The sequence below is a fragment of the Pedobacter sp. HDW13 genome (genome assembly GCF_011303555.1).
Lineage (GTDB): Bacteria > Bacteroidota > Bacteroidia > Sphingobacteriales > Sphingobacteriaceae > Pedobacter.
This window is the reverse complement of sequence record NZ_CP049868.1, coordinates 2,655,758-2,676,229: the sequence shown is the minus strand read 5'-3', so window position 1 is coordinate 2,676,229 and position 20,472 is coordinate 2,655,758. Positions and strand designations below refer to the sequence as shown.

General features: G+C 39.7%; 19 protein-coding genes and 1 pseudogene. 13 read left to right on the top strand and 7 right to left on the bottom strand.

All coding sequences use genetic code 11. The features are described from left to right. Positions 1-85 precede the first annotated feature (85 nt). Positions 86-832 (top strand): annotated as a pseudogene (locus G7074_RS27590) (hypothetical protein); the annotation flags it as partial. 185 nt (positions 833-1,017) lie between these two features. On the opposite strand, the gene G7074_RS27175 reads toward G7074_RS27590, so the two are convergent. Together G7074_RS27175 and greA are read right to left on the bottom strand one after the other, a co-directional pair. After that, the gene (locus tag G7074_RS27175; RefSeq protein WP_124558082.1) at positions 1,018-1,416 is read right to left on the bottom strand and encodes an HIT family protein; all 399 of its coding nucleotides are present in this window, start codon (positions 1,414-1,416) and stop codon (positions 1,018-1,020) included. A 77-nt stretch (positions 1,417-1,493) separates the two neighbouring features. Continuing rightward, positions 1,494-1,967 (bottom strand): transcription elongation factor GreA, encoded by a 474-nt coding sequence (greA, locus tag G7074_RS11335; RefSeq protein WP_047798983.1) that lies wholly within the window; start codon positions 1,965-1,967, stop codon positions 1,494-1,496. Between the two features lie 302 nt (positions 1,968-2,269). On the opposite strand from greA, the gene G7074_RS11330 reads away from it, so the two are divergent. Further along, positions 2,270-4,150, top strand: coding sequence for a M1 family metallopeptidase (locus G7074_RS11330; protein WP_166208437.1), 1,881 nt, complete (start codon positions 2,270-2,272; stop codon positions 4,148-4,150). A 212-nt stretch (positions 4,151-4,362) separates the two neighbouring features. On the opposite strand, the gene G7074_RS11325 is transcribed toward G7074_RS11330, so the two are convergent. Next, positions 4,363-4,839: an OsmC family protein gene (locus G7074_RS11325; protein WP_090769184.1), complete on the bottom strand. Its 477-nt coding sequence runs from the start codon at positions 4,837-4,839 to the stop codon at positions 4,363-4,365. 131 nt (positions 4,840-4,970) lie between these two features. Beyond that, the gene (locus G7074_RS11320; protein ID WP_124558084.1) at positions 4,971-5,897 is read right to left on the bottom strand and encodes an NAD(P)-dependent oxidoreductase; all 927 of its coding nucleotides are present in this window, start codon (positions 5,895-5,897) and stop codon (positions 4,971-4,973) included. Positions 5,898-6,138: 241 nt separating this feature from the next. Here G7074_RS11320 and G7074_RS11315 point away from each other — a divergent pair, with 241 nt between their 5' ends. The 4 genes from G7074_RS11315 to G7074_RS11300 are packed head-to-tail and all read left to right on the top strand — an operon-like array spanning position 6,139 to position 12,517. Continuing rightward, entirely contained in the window at positions 6,139-8,625 is a 2,487-nt protein-coding gene (locus tag G7074_RS11315) for an outer membrane beta-barrel family protein (protein ID WP_166208435.1), read from the top strand. 54 nt (positions 8,626-8,679) lie between these two features. Continuing rightward, positions 8,680-11,109 (top strand): outer membrane beta-barrel protein, encoded by a 2,430-nt coding sequence (locus G7074_RS11310; protein WP_166208433.1) that lies wholly within the window; start codon positions 8,680-8,682, stop codon positions 11,107-11,109. A gap of 27 nt (positions 11,110-11,136) precedes the next feature. Further along, complete coding sequence (locus G7074_RS11305; protein WP_166208431.1) at positions 11,137-11,691, top strand: NUDIX hydrolase; 555 nt, start codon at positions 11,137-11,139, stop codon at positions 11,689-11,691. A 58-nt stretch (positions 11,692-11,749) separates the two neighbouring features. Then, positions 11,750-12,517: a 1-acyl-sn-glycerol-3-phosphate acyltransferase gene (locus G7074_RS11300; RefSeq protein ID WP_124558088.1), complete on the top strand. Its 768-nt coding sequence runs from the start codon at positions 11,750-11,752 to the stop codon at positions 12,515-12,517. A gap of 106 nt (positions 12,518-12,623) precedes the next feature. On the opposite strand, the gene G7074_RS11295 is transcribed toward G7074_RS11300, so the two are convergent. Both G7074_RS11295 and G7074_RS11290 read right to left on the bottom strand, forming a co-directional pair. Beyond that, the gene (locus G7074_RS11295; RefSeq protein WP_124558089.1) at positions 12,624-13,373 is read right to left on the bottom strand and encodes a LytTR family DNA-binding domain-containing protein; all 750 of its coding nucleotides are present in this window, start codon (positions 13,371-13,373) and stop codon (positions 12,624-12,626) included. Between the two features lie 59 nt (positions 13,374-13,432). Then, positions 13,433-14,467 (bottom strand): sensor histidine kinase, encoded by a 1,035-nt coding sequence (locus tag G7074_RS11290; RefSeq protein ID WP_233603760.1) that lies wholly within the window; start codon positions 14,465-14,467, stop codon positions 13,433-13,435. 260 nt (positions 14,468-14,727) lie between these two features. On the opposite strand from G7074_RS11290, the gene G7074_RS11285 reads away from it, so the two are divergent. The 5 genes from G7074_RS11285 (at position 14,728) to G7074_RS11270 (ending at position 18,538) form a co-directional block, all read left to right on the top strand. Beyond that, positions 14,728-14,985: a hypothetical protein gene (locus G7074_RS11285; RefSeq protein WP_124558090.1), complete on the top strand. Its 258-nt coding sequence runs from the start codon at positions 14,728-14,730 to the stop codon at positions 14,983-14,985. A 5-nt stretch (positions 14,986-14,990) separates the two neighbouring features. Further along, a complete protein-coding gene (locus G7074_RS11280) occupies positions 14,991-15,899 on the top strand; it encodes an ABC transporter ATP-binding protein (protein WP_124558091.1) in 909 nt (302 codons plus the stop codon). A 1-nt stretch (position 15,900) separates the two neighbouring features. Beyond that, the gene (locus G7074_RS11275) at positions 15,901-16,698 is read left to right on the top strand and encodes an ABC transporter permease (RefSeq protein ID WP_124558092.1); all 798 of its coding nucleotides are present in this window, start codon (positions 15,901-15,903) and stop codon (positions 16,696-16,698) included. A gap of 272 nt (positions 16,699-16,970) precedes the next feature. After that, positions 16,971-17,360, top strand: coding sequence for a hypothetical protein (locus G7074_RS26570; protein WP_205944179.1), 390 nt, complete (start codon positions 16,971-16,973; stop codon positions 17,358-17,360). A 68-nt stretch (positions 17,361-17,428) separates the two neighbouring features. Further along, a complete protein-coding gene (locus G7074_RS11270; RefSeq protein ID WP_205944178.1) occupies positions 17,429-18,538 on the top strand; it encodes a M20/M25/M40 family metallo-hydrolase in 1,110 nt (369 codons plus the stop codon). Between the two features lie 99 nt (positions 18,539-18,637). On the opposite strand, the gene G7074_RS11265 is transcribed toward G7074_RS11270, so the two are convergent. Further along, on the bottom strand, positions 18,638-18,868 hold the full coding sequence (locus tag G7074_RS11265; protein WP_124558093.1) for a response regulator transcription factor: 231 nt from the start codon (positions 18,866-18,868) through the stop codon (positions 18,638-18,640). Between the two features lie 426 nt (positions 18,869-19,294). Here G7074_RS11265 and G7074_RS11260 point away from each other — a divergent pair, with 426 nt between their 5' ends. Beyond that, complete coding sequence (locus G7074_RS11260; RefSeq protein ID WP_124558094.1) at positions 19,295-19,771, top strand: hypothetical protein; 477 nt, start codon at positions 19,295-19,297, stop codon at positions 19,769-19,771. A gap of 3 nt (positions 19,772-19,774) precedes the next feature. Then, on the top strand, positions 19,775-20,470 hold the full coding sequence (locus G7074_RS11255; protein ID WP_124558095.1) for a hypothetical protein: 696 nt from the start codon (positions 19,775-19,777) through the stop codon (positions 20,468-20,470). Positions 20,471-20,472: the final 2 nt, after the last annotated feature.

The window sequence follows — 20,472 nt, the reverse complement described above, 5'->3', positions numbered from 1 at the left end:
TTGTTGGTAGAAGCAACTATTTACAAAGGCACGGCGTAATAGCAGCATATTATTTTATTAAAGTTAAAACTAAAAACGAAATCTTATGCTAATCTACTTAAAAAGAAACCTGCTGGCCTTAACATGTATGGCCCTGGTAATTACGGCCTGTAAAAAGAACAGCGCCGAAGAACCAACTCCCGAACCTGTTCCACAGAAAAAAGGCATACAGCTGGCAACCAGTACCACATTCGGAGCGGTACTAACAGATAAAGACGGGAAAACACTTTACTTTTTTGCTTCTGATGTTGCGGGCACGCCAACCTGCAGTGGTGGTTGCGAAACAACCTGGCCCTTGTACTACTCGGCAGATGCAAGCACCGACCTTAATTTAAACAAGGCCGACGTTGGCGAAGTTACCCGTGCTGATGGCCGCAAGCAAAGCACTTATCGCGGATATCCCTTGTATTACTACGCCAGCGATGCAGCTGCAGGAGAAATAAAAGGTGATGGTGTTGGCGGAATCTGGTTTGTGGCCAAACCCGATTATTCGTTAATGATAGCCAATGCACAACTGATTGGCGCTAACGGCAAAAGCTACACCAATGCCTATGTAGAAGGAACCGGTAACACTAAATATTTTACTGATGCATTTGGCAGAACACTTTATGCCTTTGCCCCGGATAAAAATGGCGTTAACAATTATACGAAAGGTACTACTCAGGAAGGAATATGGCCGGTTTACCAATCTGAAGTACTTATTGCACCCTCAGTTATTGCAAAAACCGATCTGGGTGTAATTACTGTAGCTGCAATCGGCAAAAAACAACTTACTTATAAAGGCTGGCCATTGTATTATTTTGCATCTGATGCAAAAAGAGGGATAATAAAGGGATTACAGTACCTGGAACGGCTGCCCCGGGTTCTGTTTGGCCATATGTGTTTACCACAACCACAGTTGCTCCGGCACCTTAAAATATTTGGGGTTAGGCAGGTAGAATGGTCGGCTGGCGTTGTCGCAGCCGACCTTTTTTATTTTTATGCCTGTAATAAAGCTTGTTTAATTTTTTCAGCAGCCTCAGCCAGTTCTTCTGTTGTTGGGCTCAGTTTTTCTTTGCTGAAGTTCATATCGCTAACATTGTTCATGGGTATTAAATGAATATGTGCGTGAGGAACTTCGAGTCCAATTACCGAAACGCCAACCTTTTTACAAGGGAAGGCAATCTTTACGCCCTTAGCAACAATTTTGGCAAACATCCACAGCCCTACATACAGGTCTTCATCCATATCGAAAATATAATCGACCTCAATTTTAGGGATGACCAATACATGGCCTGCAGTTAATGGCGAAACATCTAAAAAAGCTAAATATTCTACAGTTTCGGCCACAACATGTGCGCTGATTTCGCCTGCAACGATTTTTGAAAAGATGGTCATAAGGTGTAGGGGTTAAAGGTTAGCGTTAAGCGTATGGCGCGAAGCGGTTTGCCCACCTATCCCCATACGCCATATACTTATCTCGAGATTTCAAGCACTTCGAACTGCATTTTACCTGCAGGCACTTCAATTTCGGCAAATTCGCCAACCGATTTACCTAGTAAACCCTGCGCAATAGGCGATTTAACAGAAATTTTTCCTGTTTTTAAATCTGCCTCGCTCTCGGCCACTAACTGATAAGTCATGGTAGCGCCGTTTTTAACATTTTTTATTTTAACGATCGACAAGGCAAGTACTTTTGACAAATCTAATTTCGACTCATCAATTAAACGTGCATTTGCCAGCGTATTCTTTAATTTCGATATTTTTGCTTCATGCAATCCCTGCGCCTCTTTGGCAGCATCGTACTCTGCATTCTCCGATAAATCACCTTTATCCCTTGCTTCTGCAATTGCTTTAGATATAAGCTGACGACCGGTTGTAGTTAGATAATGTACTTCTTCTTTCAATTTATCCAACCCCTCTTGGGTATAATATGTTACCTCTGTCATTGCTCTATTAATTTTTATTCAAACGCTATAAAAAACAAACAAGACTACATAGTTGGTTTGCTACATAGTCTTGCTTCAATTATAACGAAGATAAAATGTGGAAATTACAAAAGCAAATAAAAGATTAAGATTTAACTGATTTTTAGATTTCAAGGGATCTTTTTTGCATAAACCAATTTATATGATGTGTAATTCCCAACAGAAAAGTAACATCCAATCATACATTCATTCGAAATTCAATCATACACTCCTTCAAAATTCAATCATTAGTCTTATTTTTAGCTTAAAATTATTCGTAAAAAATGAAAAAATTATTTTCTATAGCCCTGCTTATCGGCTTGGGCGGCTATGCAGCTTCTTCGCAAGAGCTTTATATGCCACGGAATATTAAAGAAGCCTATGCAAAAGGTACACGTGCTGCCAGCGGAAAACCAGGGCCCAATTACTGGCAAAACCATGGCAAATACAACATGGATATTAAGGTAGATGCAGAAACGAAGGTAGTTAGTGGCCAGGAAGAAATTTTGTACAGCAACAACAGTACCGATACGTTAAGAAACCTGGCCATCCGCTTTGTAAATAACCTGCACAAACCCACTTCGCCAAGAGGCGGTGCCGTGAGCGAAGATTTTTTAAGCTCGGGGTTAAACATTTCCGCTTTTTCGGTTGATGGCGAAACCTATGCCGTTAATAGCAAAGACTGGGGAACTGTTGGCAATGTAAAATTGAAAAAGCCTTTACTACCCAAATCAAAAATTACTGTTAAAATAACATGGGATTACCCCCTCTCGAAAGAAAGTGGCAGAGAAGGTCAGATCGATCCCAATTCTTTTTTTGTAGCCTATAGTTATCCCCGCATTTCGGTTTTTGACGATTATAACGGTTGGGACCGCATTCCGCATACCGACAGGGCCGAGTTTTACAACGATTTTAACGATTACGAATTCTCGATCAAAGCCCCTAAAAACTATGTGGTTTATGCTACCGGCGATTTCTTAAACCCTGATGAGGTACTACAACCCGAAATTTCGGCACGTTTAAAAAAATCGTACAATGGCGACGATGTAATCCACATTGCAACCGAACAGGAAATGAAAGACAGGAAGGTTACCGCGCAAAAGGATTGGAATACCTGGAAATTTGCAGTAAAACACATTACCGATGTTACTTTTGCCCTGAGCAACCATTACGTATGGGATGGTGCCAGCATAATTGTAGATAAAAAGACCAACCGTAGAGCTAGTGCACAAGCTGCTTATAACCCAACCACCGGTACCGATTTTGTAAACTCGGTTAAATACAATTTGAACGCTTTAGATTGGTTTTCGAACAACTGGCCGGGTATTCCTTATCCTTATGTAAAAACCATTGCTTTTCAAGGTTTTGCCGACATGGAATACCCGATGATGGTAAACGATTCTCAATTTGGCGATCCTGTTTTTGCGCAACTGGTGCAAGACCATGAGGTGGCACACACTTACTTCCCCTTTTACATGGGTATTAATGAAACCCGTTACGCTTACATGGACGAAGGCTGGGCTACCACTTTCGAATACCTGATTGGCATTGCCGAACATGGCAAAGAAGCTGCCGATAAGTTTTACAAAAATTTCAGGGTTGATAAATACATTAACGATAAATCTACCGAAGAAGATCAACCGGTAATTTCGATGTCTGACCAGGTTTCGGGTGCAGGCTACGGCAATAACTCTTACGGTAAAGCATCTTTATCTTATCTGGCGCTGAAAGATATGCTGGGCGATGAACTGTTTAAAAAAGCGTTACATACTTATATGAGCAACTGGAATGGTAAACATCCTATTCCGTGGGATTATTTCAACTCGATGAATGCAGGCTCGGGGCAAAACCTGAACTGGTTTTTCCAAAACTGGTTCTTCACCAATAACTACCTCGATTTAGCGATTACCAAAGTTAGTCCGGCTGCAGGCAAAGCAACAATAACAGTGAAAAATGTTGGTGGTTTTGCCATTCCATTTGATGTTGTGGTTACTTATACCGATGGCAAAACAGATACCATCCATAAAACGCCTGCCGTTTGGAAAGCAAACCAGAAAGAAGTTAGTGTAACGGTTAATGCAGCTAAAAAGATAAAATCGGTTAAATTGGATAATGGCATTTACGTAGATGCAACTCCAGCTGATAATACCTGGCCAACTAAATAGTTAACAGTTTTCAGTTGGCGATTATGGATAACTGCCAACTGAAAACTTATCTAACAATAATCCCCGTTTGTAACGGGGATTATCGAGATCCGCATTTTTAATGCGTGTATATCTGATTAGAGCGATAAAATCGCCATCCTCATCCCATCCTCCTTACAAACGAGGACGATTATTCATCATAAAGCGAACTGTAAACTGCCAACTGAAAACTTCTAAGCGTTTTCTGCCTTGCAGCTAGCCTCGTGTTTCACCGGAAAATTAAGTGAATTGGCTATAAAACACATTTTATTGGCTTCTTTATGCAGTGCTTCTGCCAGTTCGTAATGTGCCTTATCGGCAATTAGAACCTGCGGGTGCAAGGTAACTTCCCTAAACCTGCCACTTCCATCTGCTGATTCTTCCATTGTACCTACCGCTTCATCTTTATAATCGATTACCACAATTTCGTTCTTTGAGCAAAGGTGCAAATACCACAGCATGTGGCAGCTCGATATTGAAGCCAGTAATAAGTCTTCGGGATTGTACTTAGATTTATCGCCCAAAAAGGCCGAATCTGAAGAACCTGAAATATCAGCTTTACCTTTTATTGAAATAACATAATCGCGATCGTAAGAGCGATAATCCATTGTACCGGAGCCTTTATTGCCCGTCCAGGTTACTGTAGTTGAATATAAGTGATCTTTCGGCATGATAAATTTAGTTAGATTTTGTAACTCAATTTAAACATTATGATTGAATTGAGGCAAAAAATATAAACTGTTTTTTGCTACGAGGTTAATTTATAATGCTTCCGGTTATTGGATTACAGACTTTACAGGTTTTAAAAAGTAAGTCCGCTTAATTTCTCAGCCAGCACTTCAGATATTTTACGGTAAGAATCGAATGTCCAGCCGCCTACGTGTGGTGTTAAAATTACCTGATCGTTCTGCTTTAACTCATTATACCAGGGCTGTTCGCCCAGGGCCGGAAATTTCTCTGTTTGCAATACATCCAAGCCAGCGCCTAATATTTTACCGGCTTTAATGGCATTTAAAACAGCATCGATTTTTACAATTTCGCCACGGGCAGTATTGATAAAGAAGATCGGCTTTTTAAAGTGGAAGAAATATTCATCATCTACCATTAGTTTAGTTTCGGCAGTTAACGGAATATGCAGGCTCAATACATCACTGTGTTTCACAATTTCTTCCATGCTTACCTCGCGGGCAAAGGCATCGCTAAAGCCTGTTTTATATTTATCGTAAGCCATTACATCGACCTCAAAACCGGCAAGTTTTTTAGCAAAGCTCTGCCCCATAAAACCATAACCAATAATGCCAACCTTCTTGCCTTTCAGTTCATAACCCCGGTTTCCTTCGCGGTCCCACTGGCCATTTCTAATTTCTATATCAGCCCTGCGGAAATTATTCATCAGTGAGAGCAGCAAACCTGTAGCATGTTCACCTACTGCATCGCAATTCCCTTCGGGCGCATTAATCAGTTCGATATTTCTTTCGAAAGCGATTTTATCATCAATATTATCCAAACCGGCTCCTGCCCTGGCTACAAATTTTAAATTGGGTGCAGCAGCAAAAATTTCGGCATCTATCCTAAATTTCGTCCTAACTGCAATACCAGTATAATCTTTTATTTTATCTAGTGTCTGTTGACGCGTAATCTGTGGTTCATCATCAACCTCATACCCCATAGCAATAGCCTGCTCTTTAAATGCAGGGTGCAGGTCATCAACAATTAGTATCTTTTTCATCTGTTTTTTATGCTCAATGTGATGAACAAAAGTAACATTTTGAAGATCGTTCAATTGTATTATTCCATCATTGTTTTCCACGAAACTGAAAACTGCCAATTGCTAACTGTAAACCGAATAATAACCAACAAAAATATTACTGTAAAATGCCTGTAATAAAATGGTTACGGCTCCATAATTAAACTTCCTTGCCGTTACTTTGTCTCCCTTTATAAAAATACACGACAAACACTAACTTTTAATGAGACTCTTACATTCGAGAACAATACAAATTACCCTATTACTTTTAACCCTAACATTTAATCTTTTTGCCCAAACCGGCGGAAAACCAAAAATTACAGGGTTACTTAAAGATGCCAAAACACAAGAAACCATTCCATTTGCAACAGCAGTTCTAATTGATAAATCGACAGGTAAAAATGCCAAAATAGCCCAAACAGATGTAAATGGTGCATTTGTAATGGCCGATATTCCTAAAGGAAACTTCACCTTTAAAATAAGCTTTGTGGGCTACCAAACCATGGTTCGCGATAACGTAGCCATTACAGCCACCACAGGTACATTAAATTTCGGCGAAATTAAAATGAATGCTGCCAAAGGCAATGTACTGAGCGAGGTTACAGTAACCGGTCAAAAAGCGGCCATGCAAATGGGAATTGACAAGAAAATATTTTCAGTAGACCAGAGTTTGGTAAGTGAAGGTGGTTCGGCCGGCGATTTATTGCAAAACGTACCTTCAGTTTCAACCGATATGGATGGTAACGTGAGCTTACGCGGATCGACCGGGGTTAAAGTTTTAATTGATGGTAAACCTTCTTTAATTGCCGGTGGTAATGTGGCGCAGATTTTAGCTTCTATTCCCGCAAGTTCAATTGAAAGTGTTGAAGTAATTACCAATCCATCGGCCAAATACGATGCCGAGGGCCAATCAGGTATCATTAACATTGTACTAAAGAAAAATACCAGACTGGGCTTTAACGGCTCGGTTGCAGCAACTGCCGGCAACCGCGATAACTACAATGCCAATACCAATTTAAGTTTCCAAAACAGTAAAGTAAACATTTATGGTAACTACAGCTACCGCTATGGCAACCGTGTTGGTGGTGGTTTTCAAGATATTACCTACAAATCAGAAGCAGCTACAACGCGTTTTGCAAGTCAAAATACCGTTTCAAAATCGTTAGATAAAGGCCACAATGCAAAAGCGGGTATTGATTACTACGTGGCACCAAAAAGTGTAATCAGTTTATCAGGAGGTTTTAACTCCAGGGCAAACGACCGGAACGAGGTGCTCGATATCAGGCAATTAAACATTTCGCAAGCTCCGGTTTTATTGAGTAACAGAACCAACACTACTGATGGTTATGGCAACAGCTACGATGCCAACCTGGATTTTGTGCAGAAGTTTAAAAAACCGAAAGAAGAGCTGAGCTTTAATTTTGGCTATTCGTACGGTACCAATAACAACGACCAGAACTACAGTACTACCACTACAAACCGCAACGGCACGCCTATTAACGAAACGTTAAGCTTGCAACGTGTATTCAATACCGGTAATAACACCAATTACAATATCCAAACCGATTATGCTTTGCCAGTTGGTAAGGCAGGCAAAATTGAGGTAGGTTACCGCAGCCAGATCCGTTTAGGCAACAACGATCAATACGCCGATTCGATCCCAACCAGCACCAATGTTTTTATACGCAACAATAAATTGATTAATGGTTTCGACAGCAAAGACCAGGTACATGCGCTTTATTTTAACTACCAGAACCAGATTAAGGATTTTGGTTACCAGATAGGTTTAAGGGGCGAAGATGCACGCTTAGACACACACCTGGAAGGTTATACCAACGATGTATTAACCACCAGCGAAGGTAACATCCATTACAAAAGAATATACCCAAGTGTTTTCTTAACACAAAAGCTAAAAGGCGAAAACCAGCTTCAGTTAAGCTATACGCGCCGTGTAAACCGCCCGCGCCCATGGGATACCAACCCGTTTTTAGATGTTTCTGATCCATTAAATTACAGAGGTGGCAACCCTAATTTAATACCTGAAGATGTACATTCATTTGAGCTGGGCTATAGCAAATTCTGGAAAAAAGTAACTTTAACTTCAAGCCTGTATTTCCGTCAAACCAATGATGTGATCCAAAGGGTGAGAAGTACACCGGTTAACGGCATTATTACTTCAACGCCACAAAACTTATCGCACCAGATTAACAGCGGGGTGGAGTTAATCGGTCGCTTCGACTTAATTAAAGCCTTAAATTTTACTACTAACGTTAACCTTTACCAAGCTAAGTTTGCTGGCGATGCCAGATTTGATATCCCTTCGAGCAGTGGCTTTAGCTGGAACGCGAACCTTACCGCGAACTTAACCGTAGTTAAAAACCTTTCGTTACAGCTCCGTGGCGATTACCGCGCCGCTGAAGTAATGGCACAAGGTAAGCGTAATGCGATGTATGGAGTAGATGGTGGCGCCAAATACGATTTTCCGAACAAAAAGGCTTCGTTAAGCTTCAATGTAAGGGATGTGTTTAATACCAGAAGGTGGAGCATGACTACCGAAGATAAAGCAACCATTGTTGATTTTGAGCGTCAGTTTCAGGGAACAATGGGTAACTTAACCTTCTCTTACCGTTTTGGAAAAACAACATTTACGGGTGCAAAAAAACAAAAGAGAGAGGATCAGGACAACCGCCCTGATGAAGGATCGTTTTAATTTTACCAAAGGTGCTTAGTAAATTTACTAAGCACCTTTTTAATTTATCAGCTATTGGGAAAACTTTTACTTAGGCTTTGCTTTGTATCTCTCGCCCTGTTATTTGGCACCTCTACGGCCTTTGCGGCCGAAAAAGGTATAATTAGCGGGAAAGTGGTTGAAGAAGTTGGTGGATTACCCATTCCCTCAGCAGTAATTTCCGTTTACATAGATGGCTCCGAGCAACCGGTTATTACTTCTGCCACCGACGAAGATGGCCGGTTCAGCATTAAAAACCTAAAACCGGGCAATTATAACATTCGCGTAAGTTTTATAGGTTATGCTCCGCTAAAAGTAAATGGCATTGCCTTAACCGAGAAAGATTACGATAAAAACCTGGGGGCGCTAAAACTTAGCTCTGAGCAAAATTCGCTGCAGGAAGTTACCATTACTGTACAAAAACCACCAATAGAATTTGGCGCTGATGGCGTTACCTATAACGTGGGTTCTACCCTGCTTGCCGAAGGCAGTACCGCAACCGATGTGCTTAAAAACGTACCAATGGTACAGGTTGATATTGATGGCAACGCCACCATAGCCGGCAAAAGAAATACCAGGGTGTTTATAGATGGCAAACCATCAGACTATATGACCTCTAACATTGCCGACCTGCTCAATGTACTCCCCTCAGATGCGATTGATAAGATAGAGGTGTTAACCAACCCACCATCTAAATACAGCGGCGATGGCGAAGGCATCATCAATATTGTGATGAAAAAAGGGTTTAAAGTTGGCTTTAACGGAAATGCTGGCATTGCAGGTGGCTTGCAGGGAAATGGCAATACCAATGCAAATGCCTCTTATCGGGGTAAATCTTACGCCCTTAATGGTAGCGCGGCTTACCGTTATAACGTAAGCAAGGGCGATAGCCATAATTTCCGCGAGAATTTCTTTCCGGATACAACCTTTTACTACGACCAATACGGTGTTTACAAAAACCACAACAATGGCGGTAATTTCAGGTTGGGCTTAGACTGGACCATTAGCCCTAAACAGAGTTTGCGCCTGTCAACCAATTACAACCTCAACAATACCAATTCCAATTCTTCAACAGATCTTCATTATTTAGATGAAACCCGAATAGAAAGCCGCCTGCGTAATCAGCTCAACACCGGCAACGGCAACAGCAACAATTTTGTTTTTAATACCGATTACGACTTGCAAACCGATACCAGCGGAGGAAAAATATCATTAGGTTTAAATTTCAACACCAATAAGAATATCGATTTCCGCAGCTACAACACTACCTATGCCCAAACAAGCACGCTAAAGCCCAGCTTACAGCAGAACAATAACAACACCGGTAACCATGGCCTAAACGTAACTTTAGATTACGAAAAACCAATATTTAAAAAGCGCGACCGTATTGAAGCCGGCCTGGCTTTTAGCTATAGAAAAAATGATAACGACCTGCTGATCGAGAATTTTAATTTTGCCACGCAACAATTTATACACAACAACAAATTATCGAACCAGTTTTTATACAACGGAAACATCGGTGCCGCTTATGCTTCGTATAATTACCGTAATGTAGGCTGGGGCATAAAAACAGGTGTAAGGGCCGAGCTTACTGATGTGGCCTTCGATTTATCTACAGGCGATAACTATAATGTAAAACCTTATTTAAGTGTTTTCCCTAACCTCTCTTTAAACCGTTTTTACCGCAAACGCTACAACATCGGGGCTACCTATAGCATCCGCATTAACCGGCCGAGGGAAAACACATTAAACCCTCAGGTAAACAATGTAGATACGTTAAACATTTCATACGGAAATCCGAATTTATCGCCCGCTTATACGCATCAGTTCGATATCAATTTTGGAGCATTTGGCCAGAAATGGTCTTTTAACCCCAGGTTATCGTATTCTACCAGCCAGGGTGTTATAGAACGTTACCGTACCGTTACTTTAATTCCAGGATCAAACACGGCACGATCTGAAAACACTTTCGATAATGTAGGTACCAACAATTCGCTATCGCTTATTTTAATTGGCAATTACCGGCCAACAAACAAAATATCAGCCAACGGAAATTTCAGTGTAATACAAAGCAATTATAAATCGCAGCTAAACAGCTCTTTAAACCGTGATGGAATTAGCTTTAGGGCTGCAATTGGCCTTTCAATGCAATTGCCCTTTAAAACGGCTTTCGAATCGAATTTAAATTACGCAAACAATGCCAATGCGCAGGGCCGCAACAAGGGCTCTATGACTTCCAATTTCTCGGCCCGTAAAGCCTTTTTAGGCAATAGGTTAAACCTGCGCGTAACCATTAACGATATTTTAGGCAACCGCACCAATACATTTTTTAACGAAGGTCAGAATTTCAGGGTAGAGAATTATTCGACCAACAATACCCAGAATTTCACCTTTAGTCTCAATTACCGTTTTACTAAAATTAAGGTAAATAAAATTCCGCCGCCACCGCTGGCAAAACCGCACTAAGCTAATAGGATATGCTTATATTGCGGTATGGAAGAGATTAATCCCTGGAAAACGCTGCAAAGCGATGTAAAATACGATAACAACTGGATTCGCATAACCGAGCATCAGGTAATCAATCCATCGGGCGGAAAAGGTATTTATGGTGAAGTGCATTTTAAAAACCTCGCCATTGGGATTTTACCGCTTGATGAGGATTACAACACCTGGCTGGTTGGTCAATATCGTTACCCCATAAAAGCCTATAGCTGGGAAATTCCGGAAGGTGGTGGCCCTTTTCATGAGGCACCTTTAGATAGCGCCAGAAGAGAATTGCTTGAAGAAACGGGCATGAGCGCCCAAAACTGGAAAGAAATTCAAAGATTATACCTTTCCAACTCGGTTAGCGATGAACTAAGCATTATTTATGTGGCTACCGGTCTTATACAAGGTATTGCCATGCCTGAAGAAACCGAACAACTGATGCTTAAAAAATTGCCGTTTGAAGAAGCTTACCAAATGGTGCTCAATGCCGAAATAACCGATTCGATAAGCGTAGCCGCAATTTTAAAAGCCAAAATAATGATGCAAAACGGTGAATTGTAATGGAATAATCAAAGCAGAATAATTTATTATTATCTTTGCCATCCATTAAATCAACCAGATGAGCAAGCTTTTTGGCTATATTTTAAGCCCGATTTTCTATATCCTCTTCGGATTATTCCTTTGTATCTTCCACCCTATTCAATGGTTATCCTTTAAGCTTCTTGGCTATAAGGCGCATAAAATTTCGGTTGACGTGCTCAATTTCTTTTTAACATACAGCCAGCTATCGCTATTCAACTCCATCAGCTTTAAAAACGATTACAATTTGCCTACTGATAGGCCTATTATTTTTGCTGCAAACCACCAGAGCATGTACGATATTCCGTCGTTAATCTGGTTTTTAAGAAAATACAGTGCCAAATTCATTTCCAAAATAGAGCTTACCAAAGGCATTCCCTCTATTTCCATTAACCTGCGTTTAGGCGGAGGGGCCAATATTAACCGTAAAGACAATAAACAAGCCATTTCTGAAATCATAAAGCTTGGTCGCCGCATGAAAGAAAACAACTGGAGCACGGTTATCTTTCCGGAAGGAACCAGAGCTAAAGATGGCAAGGTAAAGACCTTTCAGTTTGGCGGTATCGCTACCATTTTAAAGGTTGTACCAAATGCGCTTGTAGTTCCGGTTGCGATAGAAAACTCATGGAAGATTGTGCGCTTTGGCATGTACCCCCTAACCACAGGCAATGCCTTGAAATGGACGGTATTAAAACCAATAGAACCTGAAGGAAAAACAGCCAACGAGATTACTTTGGAAGCCGAAAATGAGATCAGGAAAGTTTTGGGGCAGGAGCTTGAGCAGAATATCGTATCAGGTGCAGAGTAGAGCGTATTAAAAAAAAGTATCAGGTAGAGGGTATCAAGGTTTAAGAGCCAAAAGCTTATTTGTCCCCCCGATTCTGGACTTCAGACTAAAGACTCAGGACTGACACCTAGATGTTCTTATTACCAATTACCCTAAAAAATTCGTCGCGGTATGTATCTCCAACAGGAATAATTTTCTGGTTGATGGTAATACGGCTACGTTCAATGCTCTCAATTTTATCAACGGCAACAATATACGATTTGTGTACACGGATAAACTGACTCTGTGGCAAAGCTTCCTCCATTTTTTTCATGCTCTGCAAAGTAATTACACGCTCATCTTTGGTAAAAATAGAGATATAATCTTTTAACCCTTCGATATAAAGGATATCGTGCAGGTAAATCTTCTGGATTTTATGCTCTGTTTTAACAAAAATATAATCCTGTACTGGATTAGGTGTACCCGAAAATGGTGCTGGCGTAACTAAAGGCTGAGCCACACTTGCAGGGGCCTCTACCGGTTTAACCTGGTTGTGTACTTTTTCTACGGCTTTATAAAAACGATCAAAAGCAATTGGCTTTAGCAGATAATCAGAAACGTTCAAATCGTAACTCTCTAAAGCATATTGCGGATAGGCGGTAGTTAGAATATAATGGCATTTGTTGCCTGCAATCTTCAAAAACTGTATACCCGTTAATTCAGGCATTTGAATATCCAAAAATACGAGGTCAATCCCACCACCCTGCACAATCTGCAAGGCCTCAATTGGGTTTTCGCATCTTTTAACCATTGTTAAAAAGGGTACTTTCGAGATATAATCCTGTAAAATATCAAGCGCTAAAGGCTCATCATCTACAACAATACAGTTTAGGTTCATTTTAGATTTTTATTTTAATTCACGATTTAACGTATATCCGGTTTATAAATGGTTTCCGGTTATATATCAATCATCAGTTCGCAGGTGTAATGCGTAGCCGAATTTACAACATTTAATTTATATCTGTCGGGATAAACCAATTGTAAACGTCTTTCTACGTTGGTTAAACCTACCCCACCCTGCGCATCTTTATTTAAATTGCTTTTTTTGTTAATTACACTAAAATGCAAAATCTTCTGGTTGGCAATAATATTTATTTTAACCGGCTCTGATGGGTCGTTTACCACACCATGTTTAAAAGCGTTCTCTACAAACGAAATCAACATCAAGGGTACAATCTTCTGGTCGTCTATCTCTCCGTTCAGCGTAAGCTCAATGAAAGCGCCATCTTTAAACCTGATTTTTTGTAGTTCGATATAGTTGGTTAAATAATCTACCTCTTTGCTTAAAGCTACTGTTGGCGTATTGCTTTCATAAATCATGTAGCGCATAATTTCCGAGAGCTTCATAATGGCATCAGCAGTTTTATCCGATTTCTGGTAAGCCAGCGAGTAAATATTATTTAAAGAGTTGAATAGAAAATGTGGGTTTAACTGCGATTTTAGAAACTGAAGTTCCATTTCGCGACGCTCGCTTTCCAGGTTGCGCTGAATCCGCTCACTAGAGAACCAATCGATAATAAATTTAATAATACAACTACTGATCAGGAAAAACCCTGATAAGAAGGTTACAATAATTACAAAACTATGTACCGAAGTTTCTATTTTCTTACCTTTTGCGGTAATCATTGTTAACACATCTTCCGGATACAAAACAGCTATTGTTGTTTTACATATAACAGCTACAGCAATCAATAACATGAATGCCAGAACATAAAGAAAATATTTCTTCCTTTTTTTTATTAACTCCGGAATTAAAAAGATGTAATTAATATAAAAAGTAGAAACATTTATTATCCCATATACAATATAGCTTATGAAATAATCATTATTGGTGTGTTTAGTGGTGTCAAAAAAGTTACCAGCAATAATAAACATCAAAATAACGATCCAGAATATGGAGTGTAAAATTAAAGGCCCTTTGCTTTGTTTCATTAAAATCTGTTTTATCAGTATAAACTAAATTGATTAGATAATGCTCATGTTTAGTTTATGCATCCAAAGTAAATAAACTTTCAATTTAAACCGAACACAATCTACCAACGGGCATTTTTTTTCTACCAACGGCCCAATGGTCAAATTTTATCGACAAACGCCAAAATTGACTGTTGATCTAGAATCTTGAACACTTGGTATAATACATTTTAGCAGCTTGTTTTTCTTGAGTTTCTTTGAATCATCAAAACGAAAACAAAATGAAAACTACATCAGCAATCAACTTAAACAACCAAGCAGTAACTGCTGATGCCAGCTTCACTGCCTCTCAAATAAAACAATCGATCATGAAAAAGTTAGCAAACACATCACCATTTTTATTTTTATTATTTCCAGTATTTATGTTGATGATTTTAACGCTTACGTTTAACACCAACAGAAACGATGCTGACATTGTTGTAAAACCTGCTAAAGCTTCTACAACAATTGTAAAACAAGTATCAGCTATTTTTAAATAAGCATAATGAGTAATTACGCTATCGAAACTGTTGGCTTAAATTTTAACTTCGGCAATCAGGCCATTGTAAAAGATCTTTCGCTACAAGTACCAAAAGGCAGTATTTACGGTTTTTTAGGCCCCAACGGTGCCGGTAAAACCACTACCATTAAAATATTGCTAAACCTCTTACAATCGCCATCCGACCAGGTATTTATTTTCGGCAAGGAGATTAACCACAACCGCATAGCCATATTAAAACGTGTAGGTGCTCTGGTAGAGCAACCTGCCATTTATGGCCACTTAAGCGGTAAAGAAAATTTAATAAACCGCTGTATTTTACTCGGTATAAGAAAAAGCAAGGCCAGTGAAATGCTAGCCCTTGTTGGTTTAACCGATGCTGCCGATAAAAAGTCAAGCAAATATTCGCTAGGCATGAAACAGCGTCTGGGCATTGCTCTTGCGCTGGTTTCAGATCCCGAACTGCTTTTGCTCGATGAGCCTACCAATGGTCTCGATCCGAACGGCATTATCGAAGTGCGTAACCTCATGATAGAGCTTGCGGCAAAACACCATAAAACAATTCTGGTTTCGAGCCATTTGCTGGCCGAAATAGAAAGAACAGCCACCCATGTTGGCATTATAAACAAAGGGCAATTGTTATTTCAAGGCACTATCGATGAACTTCATTTACTAAGCAAGCCCGTGCTCGAAATCGATGTAAACGATATCGAAAGAGCAAGCGCTCTGCTATTAAAGTCGGGCTACGAAATTGTAAACCAAACCGATAAAAAGATCACAATTCCTTTTACTTCGGCTCAGCATAGTGCAGCATTAAATACCTTGCTGGTGCAAAATGGCTTTATGGTTAGCAGCTTATATCAACAGCGAAAAGACCTCGAAAATTTATTCCTCGATATTACCAACAACAACTAATATGCGCTCTTTATACATCTCGTTAGTATCCGAATTTTACAAATCGAAGAAAACCCTCGCTTTTTGGGCAGCTATATTGCTACCGTTAATCATTTGTGGACTCATTACTTTTGGTTTTTACTCCAGTTCAGAAAAGATTTTAAACTTTCACTACCCTCCAATGGTGTTGTGGGCACAGTACAGTGGTGCAGCACTTGGTGTAATGGGTATGTTGGTCATGCCATTCTATGTCATATTTATGGCTTTTTCGGTAAATAATATCGAACATAAAAACGATACCTGGAAAACCCTGTTTGCACAACCTTTAAACAAGCTTTCTATTTATGCCGCGAAATACCTGTACGCAGTAGGATTAATATTTATCTCGTTGTTTTTATTTGCCGTACTTACCTATGGTTTTGGTCATTTGCTTCAAGTACTTGTACCTAAATACAACTTCAATCAATACGATCCATCGGGTATTTTAATCAATGCTTACACCAAATTATTCCTATCATCACTAGGCATTTTATCGCTGCAGTTTATCCTTAGTTTAGTATGGGCCGATTTTCTTAAACCCATGGGGATAGGCTTTGTTGGCACTATTATGGGCATTATTACCGCCAATGTAGGTTGGAAATATGCTTACTTAATCCCTTATTGCCTGCCAACCCTATCCTTAAAGGTAACTAAAATAAAAAAAGGAGTTGATCCTTTAGATTTTCCTGTTTTTACACAAGAAATATGGACCAGCTTAATTTACGCGCTTATCCTGTTTATCGTCGGTTATTTCATTGTGAGCAAAAAGAGCATTAAATAGTACATTCGAAAAGCAATTTCAGCAATTCACTTTAGCGTTAGTCCTGCTTAACATTACAAGTCCGCTCCCGAAGAAATATCGGGATGCGTGCTTTTCATTTCATCTGATAGCTATCGGATTTGGTTTATTTCACCCATGTTCTGTCAAAAAATAAGTTCCCATTCCAGAATTTCACAAAACACCACGTCTTCCGTGTAAAAATCTCATTGTAAAACGATTTGAAGGGCTTTTAAATGTATTTTTAAGTTAAAATCACCTAACAAATTATTCTAATGATCAAAAGATTTACCACTACAGCACTGGCCCTTGGCTTTTGCTTCTCGGCCTTTGCACAAGATACCCCTGATGCAGCCATAGTTCAAAAAATCAGGAAAGAAGGTCTGGAAAATTCGAAAGCAATGGACATTGCCTTCAATTTAACCGACGTAAGCGGTCCGCGCTTATCCAATTCTCCGGGTTTAAAAAAGGCACAAGATTGGGCGGTTAAACAATTAACCGACTGGGGCTCAAAAATGCGCACCTCGAGGCCTGGGGAACCTTCGGTAAAGGCTGGCAAATCGACAAATATTATGCGGCCACCACACTTCCTTTCTACCATGCCATTATTGCCTCGCCCAAAGCCTGGACGCCTGGCACAAACGGACCAATTAAATCGGAAGTAATCTTAATCAAAGCTGATAGCGTTGCCGACTTAGCTAAATATAAAGGCAAACTGGCAGGCAAAATCATCATGATGGATCAAGGCGCCCCTTTAACCAGTGGTACCAAGGCCGATTTTGCACGCTATGCCGATTCTACTTTGGCCCAAATGGCCGCTGCAAAACCCCAGGCTGCAGGCCCAAGACAACGCCCTGCTGGCGGACCAATGGCCGATAGAATGGCACAAATGATGAAAATGCGCGAAGTACGTGCTGCCATGAATGCCATGTTGGTTGAAGAAAAAGTTGGATTGATCTTAACTTATGCCCGTGGCGGACAAGGAACCTTTTTTACAAGTAATGGAGCGTCTTACGCTTTAGATGCTAAACCCGTATCGCCTGAACTGGAAGTAGCAGCAGAAGATTTTTTACATATATTACGTCTTTTACGCGCAGGCAAACCAGTAGAAGTTGAAGCAGATATTAAAACCTCTTTTTATGATCAGGATCCGAAAGGCTACAACGTAATTGCAGAGATACCAGGTACCGATAAAAAATTAAAAGATGAAGTGGTAATGATTGGTGGCCATTTCGATTCGTGGCATGCCGCAACTGGTGCTACCGATAACGCTGCCGGCTCTGCCGTAATGATGGAAGCTATGCGCATTTTAAAAGCAATCGATTTTAAGCCTAAACGCACTATCCGTATTGCCCTGTGGAGTTCGGAAGAGCAGGGTTTATTTGGTTCGAGAGGTTATGTGGCCAAACATTTCGGCGATCCAAAAACAATGGTATTAACCCCCGATCAGAAAAAAATATCAGCCTATTACAATCTCGATAACGGAACCGGAAAAATACGCGGTGTTTATTTACAGGGCAATGCAGCAGCTGGGCCTATTTTTCAAAACTGGTTAAATCCATTTAACGATTTGGGCGCAACTACTGTTACCATTAACAATACTGGCGGTACCGATCACCAGGCCTTTGATGCTGTAGGCATCCCGGGGTTTCAGTTTATCCAGGATCCTGCCGATTACAATACCCGTACACACCATAGCAATATGGATACTTATGACAGACTGGTGGAAGACGACCTGAAACAAGCTGCAACCATTATTGCTTCTTTCGTTTATAACACCTCACAACGCGAAGCACAAATCCCAAGAAAAGAGCTTCCCGCACCACAGCCGGCAAGGCCATAAAGGGTAAAAAACAGCATAAAACAAAAGCCTGCTTATTTGACTTTAGGGATCAAATGCAGGCTTTATTATTTATTTGAGAGGTTGTGTATGTCTTAGCCCCTAAAGGGATAATATTCTTTCTTTAAATGCCCATACAATCAATTGGTACGAATTTCTTAAATCGAGTTTCCTCACCATATTTCTTCTATGTGTATTAACGGTATGCTCGCTTATAAAAAGCATTTCGCCAATTTCTTTACTGTTGTAACCCATTGATAACAGATGTACTATTTCAACTTCTCTTTCGCTTATTGCGTTATGATTTTCCTGAAGTAGGATATTATTTATCATTTTTAAAAGAATTAAAGGTTTAATGAAATCATGGTTTATTATTCCCCAGGTAACTAGATCTTATCTTCAACAGACTCTTTTTAAAATAGGTTTAAAAAATGGCTTATGAGGATAGACAACCTTAATACCTGGCAACAACAATTTATTCGGTTGTTATTGTAATACCAAAAGTAGTGGTAGGCGACAATTGGGCGCTTGTGCAAAACGCCCTTATTAATAGGGTATTTTTACGGTATTGAGACATCAAAATACTCTTTTAAGGAATGTACCCGCCAAGCTGTTCATCAATCGTTCAATAATGCACTGACAAACACAGCTTGACCTCGAATTGTATTAGTATTTATACTGTTTTTAACTTTTTAAGTAACTCCTCCATCGCGCATATCATCATTTGATTATATTTGAAATATTAAATCAACAAATTTTATGATCAAAGACAAAGAAACTAAAGACGGTACGGACAATACTGTACCAGTAGAAATTGCCAAACAAATGACCGCAGCATTCCGCAAAAGTCAGAATGCAGAAAGTGGTATTTACACCAAAGCAGCCTGGTATCCGGCAGCTCAAATGACATCGTTAATTAAAAAAATGGCAGAACTGGATGGCGATGGTATCAGGATCTATTTTGGCCGGTATACCAGCGATATTATCAGTCAAATCAACAAACTAGAATACGGCGATAAAATTCCAGACAGCTATGTTGATATGAATACCGTATTATTGGTAATTACTAAAAATATTGATGGTAAACCAGGAACAGATTACTTTGTAGAGAAAGGATATGCTTATAAATCACATGATGGCAAGTTATGTGACACCCCACCAACCGATCCTGAAAACAGAGCAGAATTATGCCCAACACAGTGCGATGAAAAAAGCCCGTTATCGGGACCAGAATAAAATATGGTAGCAAAAATTGCCGGAGAATTAGATTTACATCAGGTATTAAAGCTGTGTACCCCAAAATTTAATGCTTATCCTTATTACTTAAGTCTGGCTTTTGGCCTATACTTTTTATATCGGGATAAAACAAGGTTTTGGAAAATTACCAACCTTTACCTGTTTCTTGTGGTATTAACTCAAATTATAGCACGATATTCTGCTAAAATATACCATACCAATATAGCCGTATTTAATGTATATATCATAATAGAAATATCTTACATTACCTATGCGTTTTATGTTTTCCTCAGCCAGTATATTAAGATAAAAAACTGGCTGATTGGTATTTATATTGGCACTATGATCACTTATGCCGTATTTGTTTATTTATATGATTTAAATGTATATAATACTTTTACCATAAGTTTAGCGTCGGTAATTTTTGTTATTTATGGCTTAATGTATTTTTATCTGTTATTAAAAGATGAAAACTACATCGATTTAAGGAATCATCCCGCCTTTTGGTGGGTTGGCGGAACACTGATTTTTTATTTCGGGAGTACCTTAGCCAATTTCTTTGATGACCTGGTGCAACATGTTTATTTAGGAAAACTTAACGCACGAATCATCATTTACACAACACTTAACTTTTTTCTCTACGCCTTTTGGGCCTATTCATTTGTATGCAGAGCTCGACAACGGAAGTTATCTCATTAATA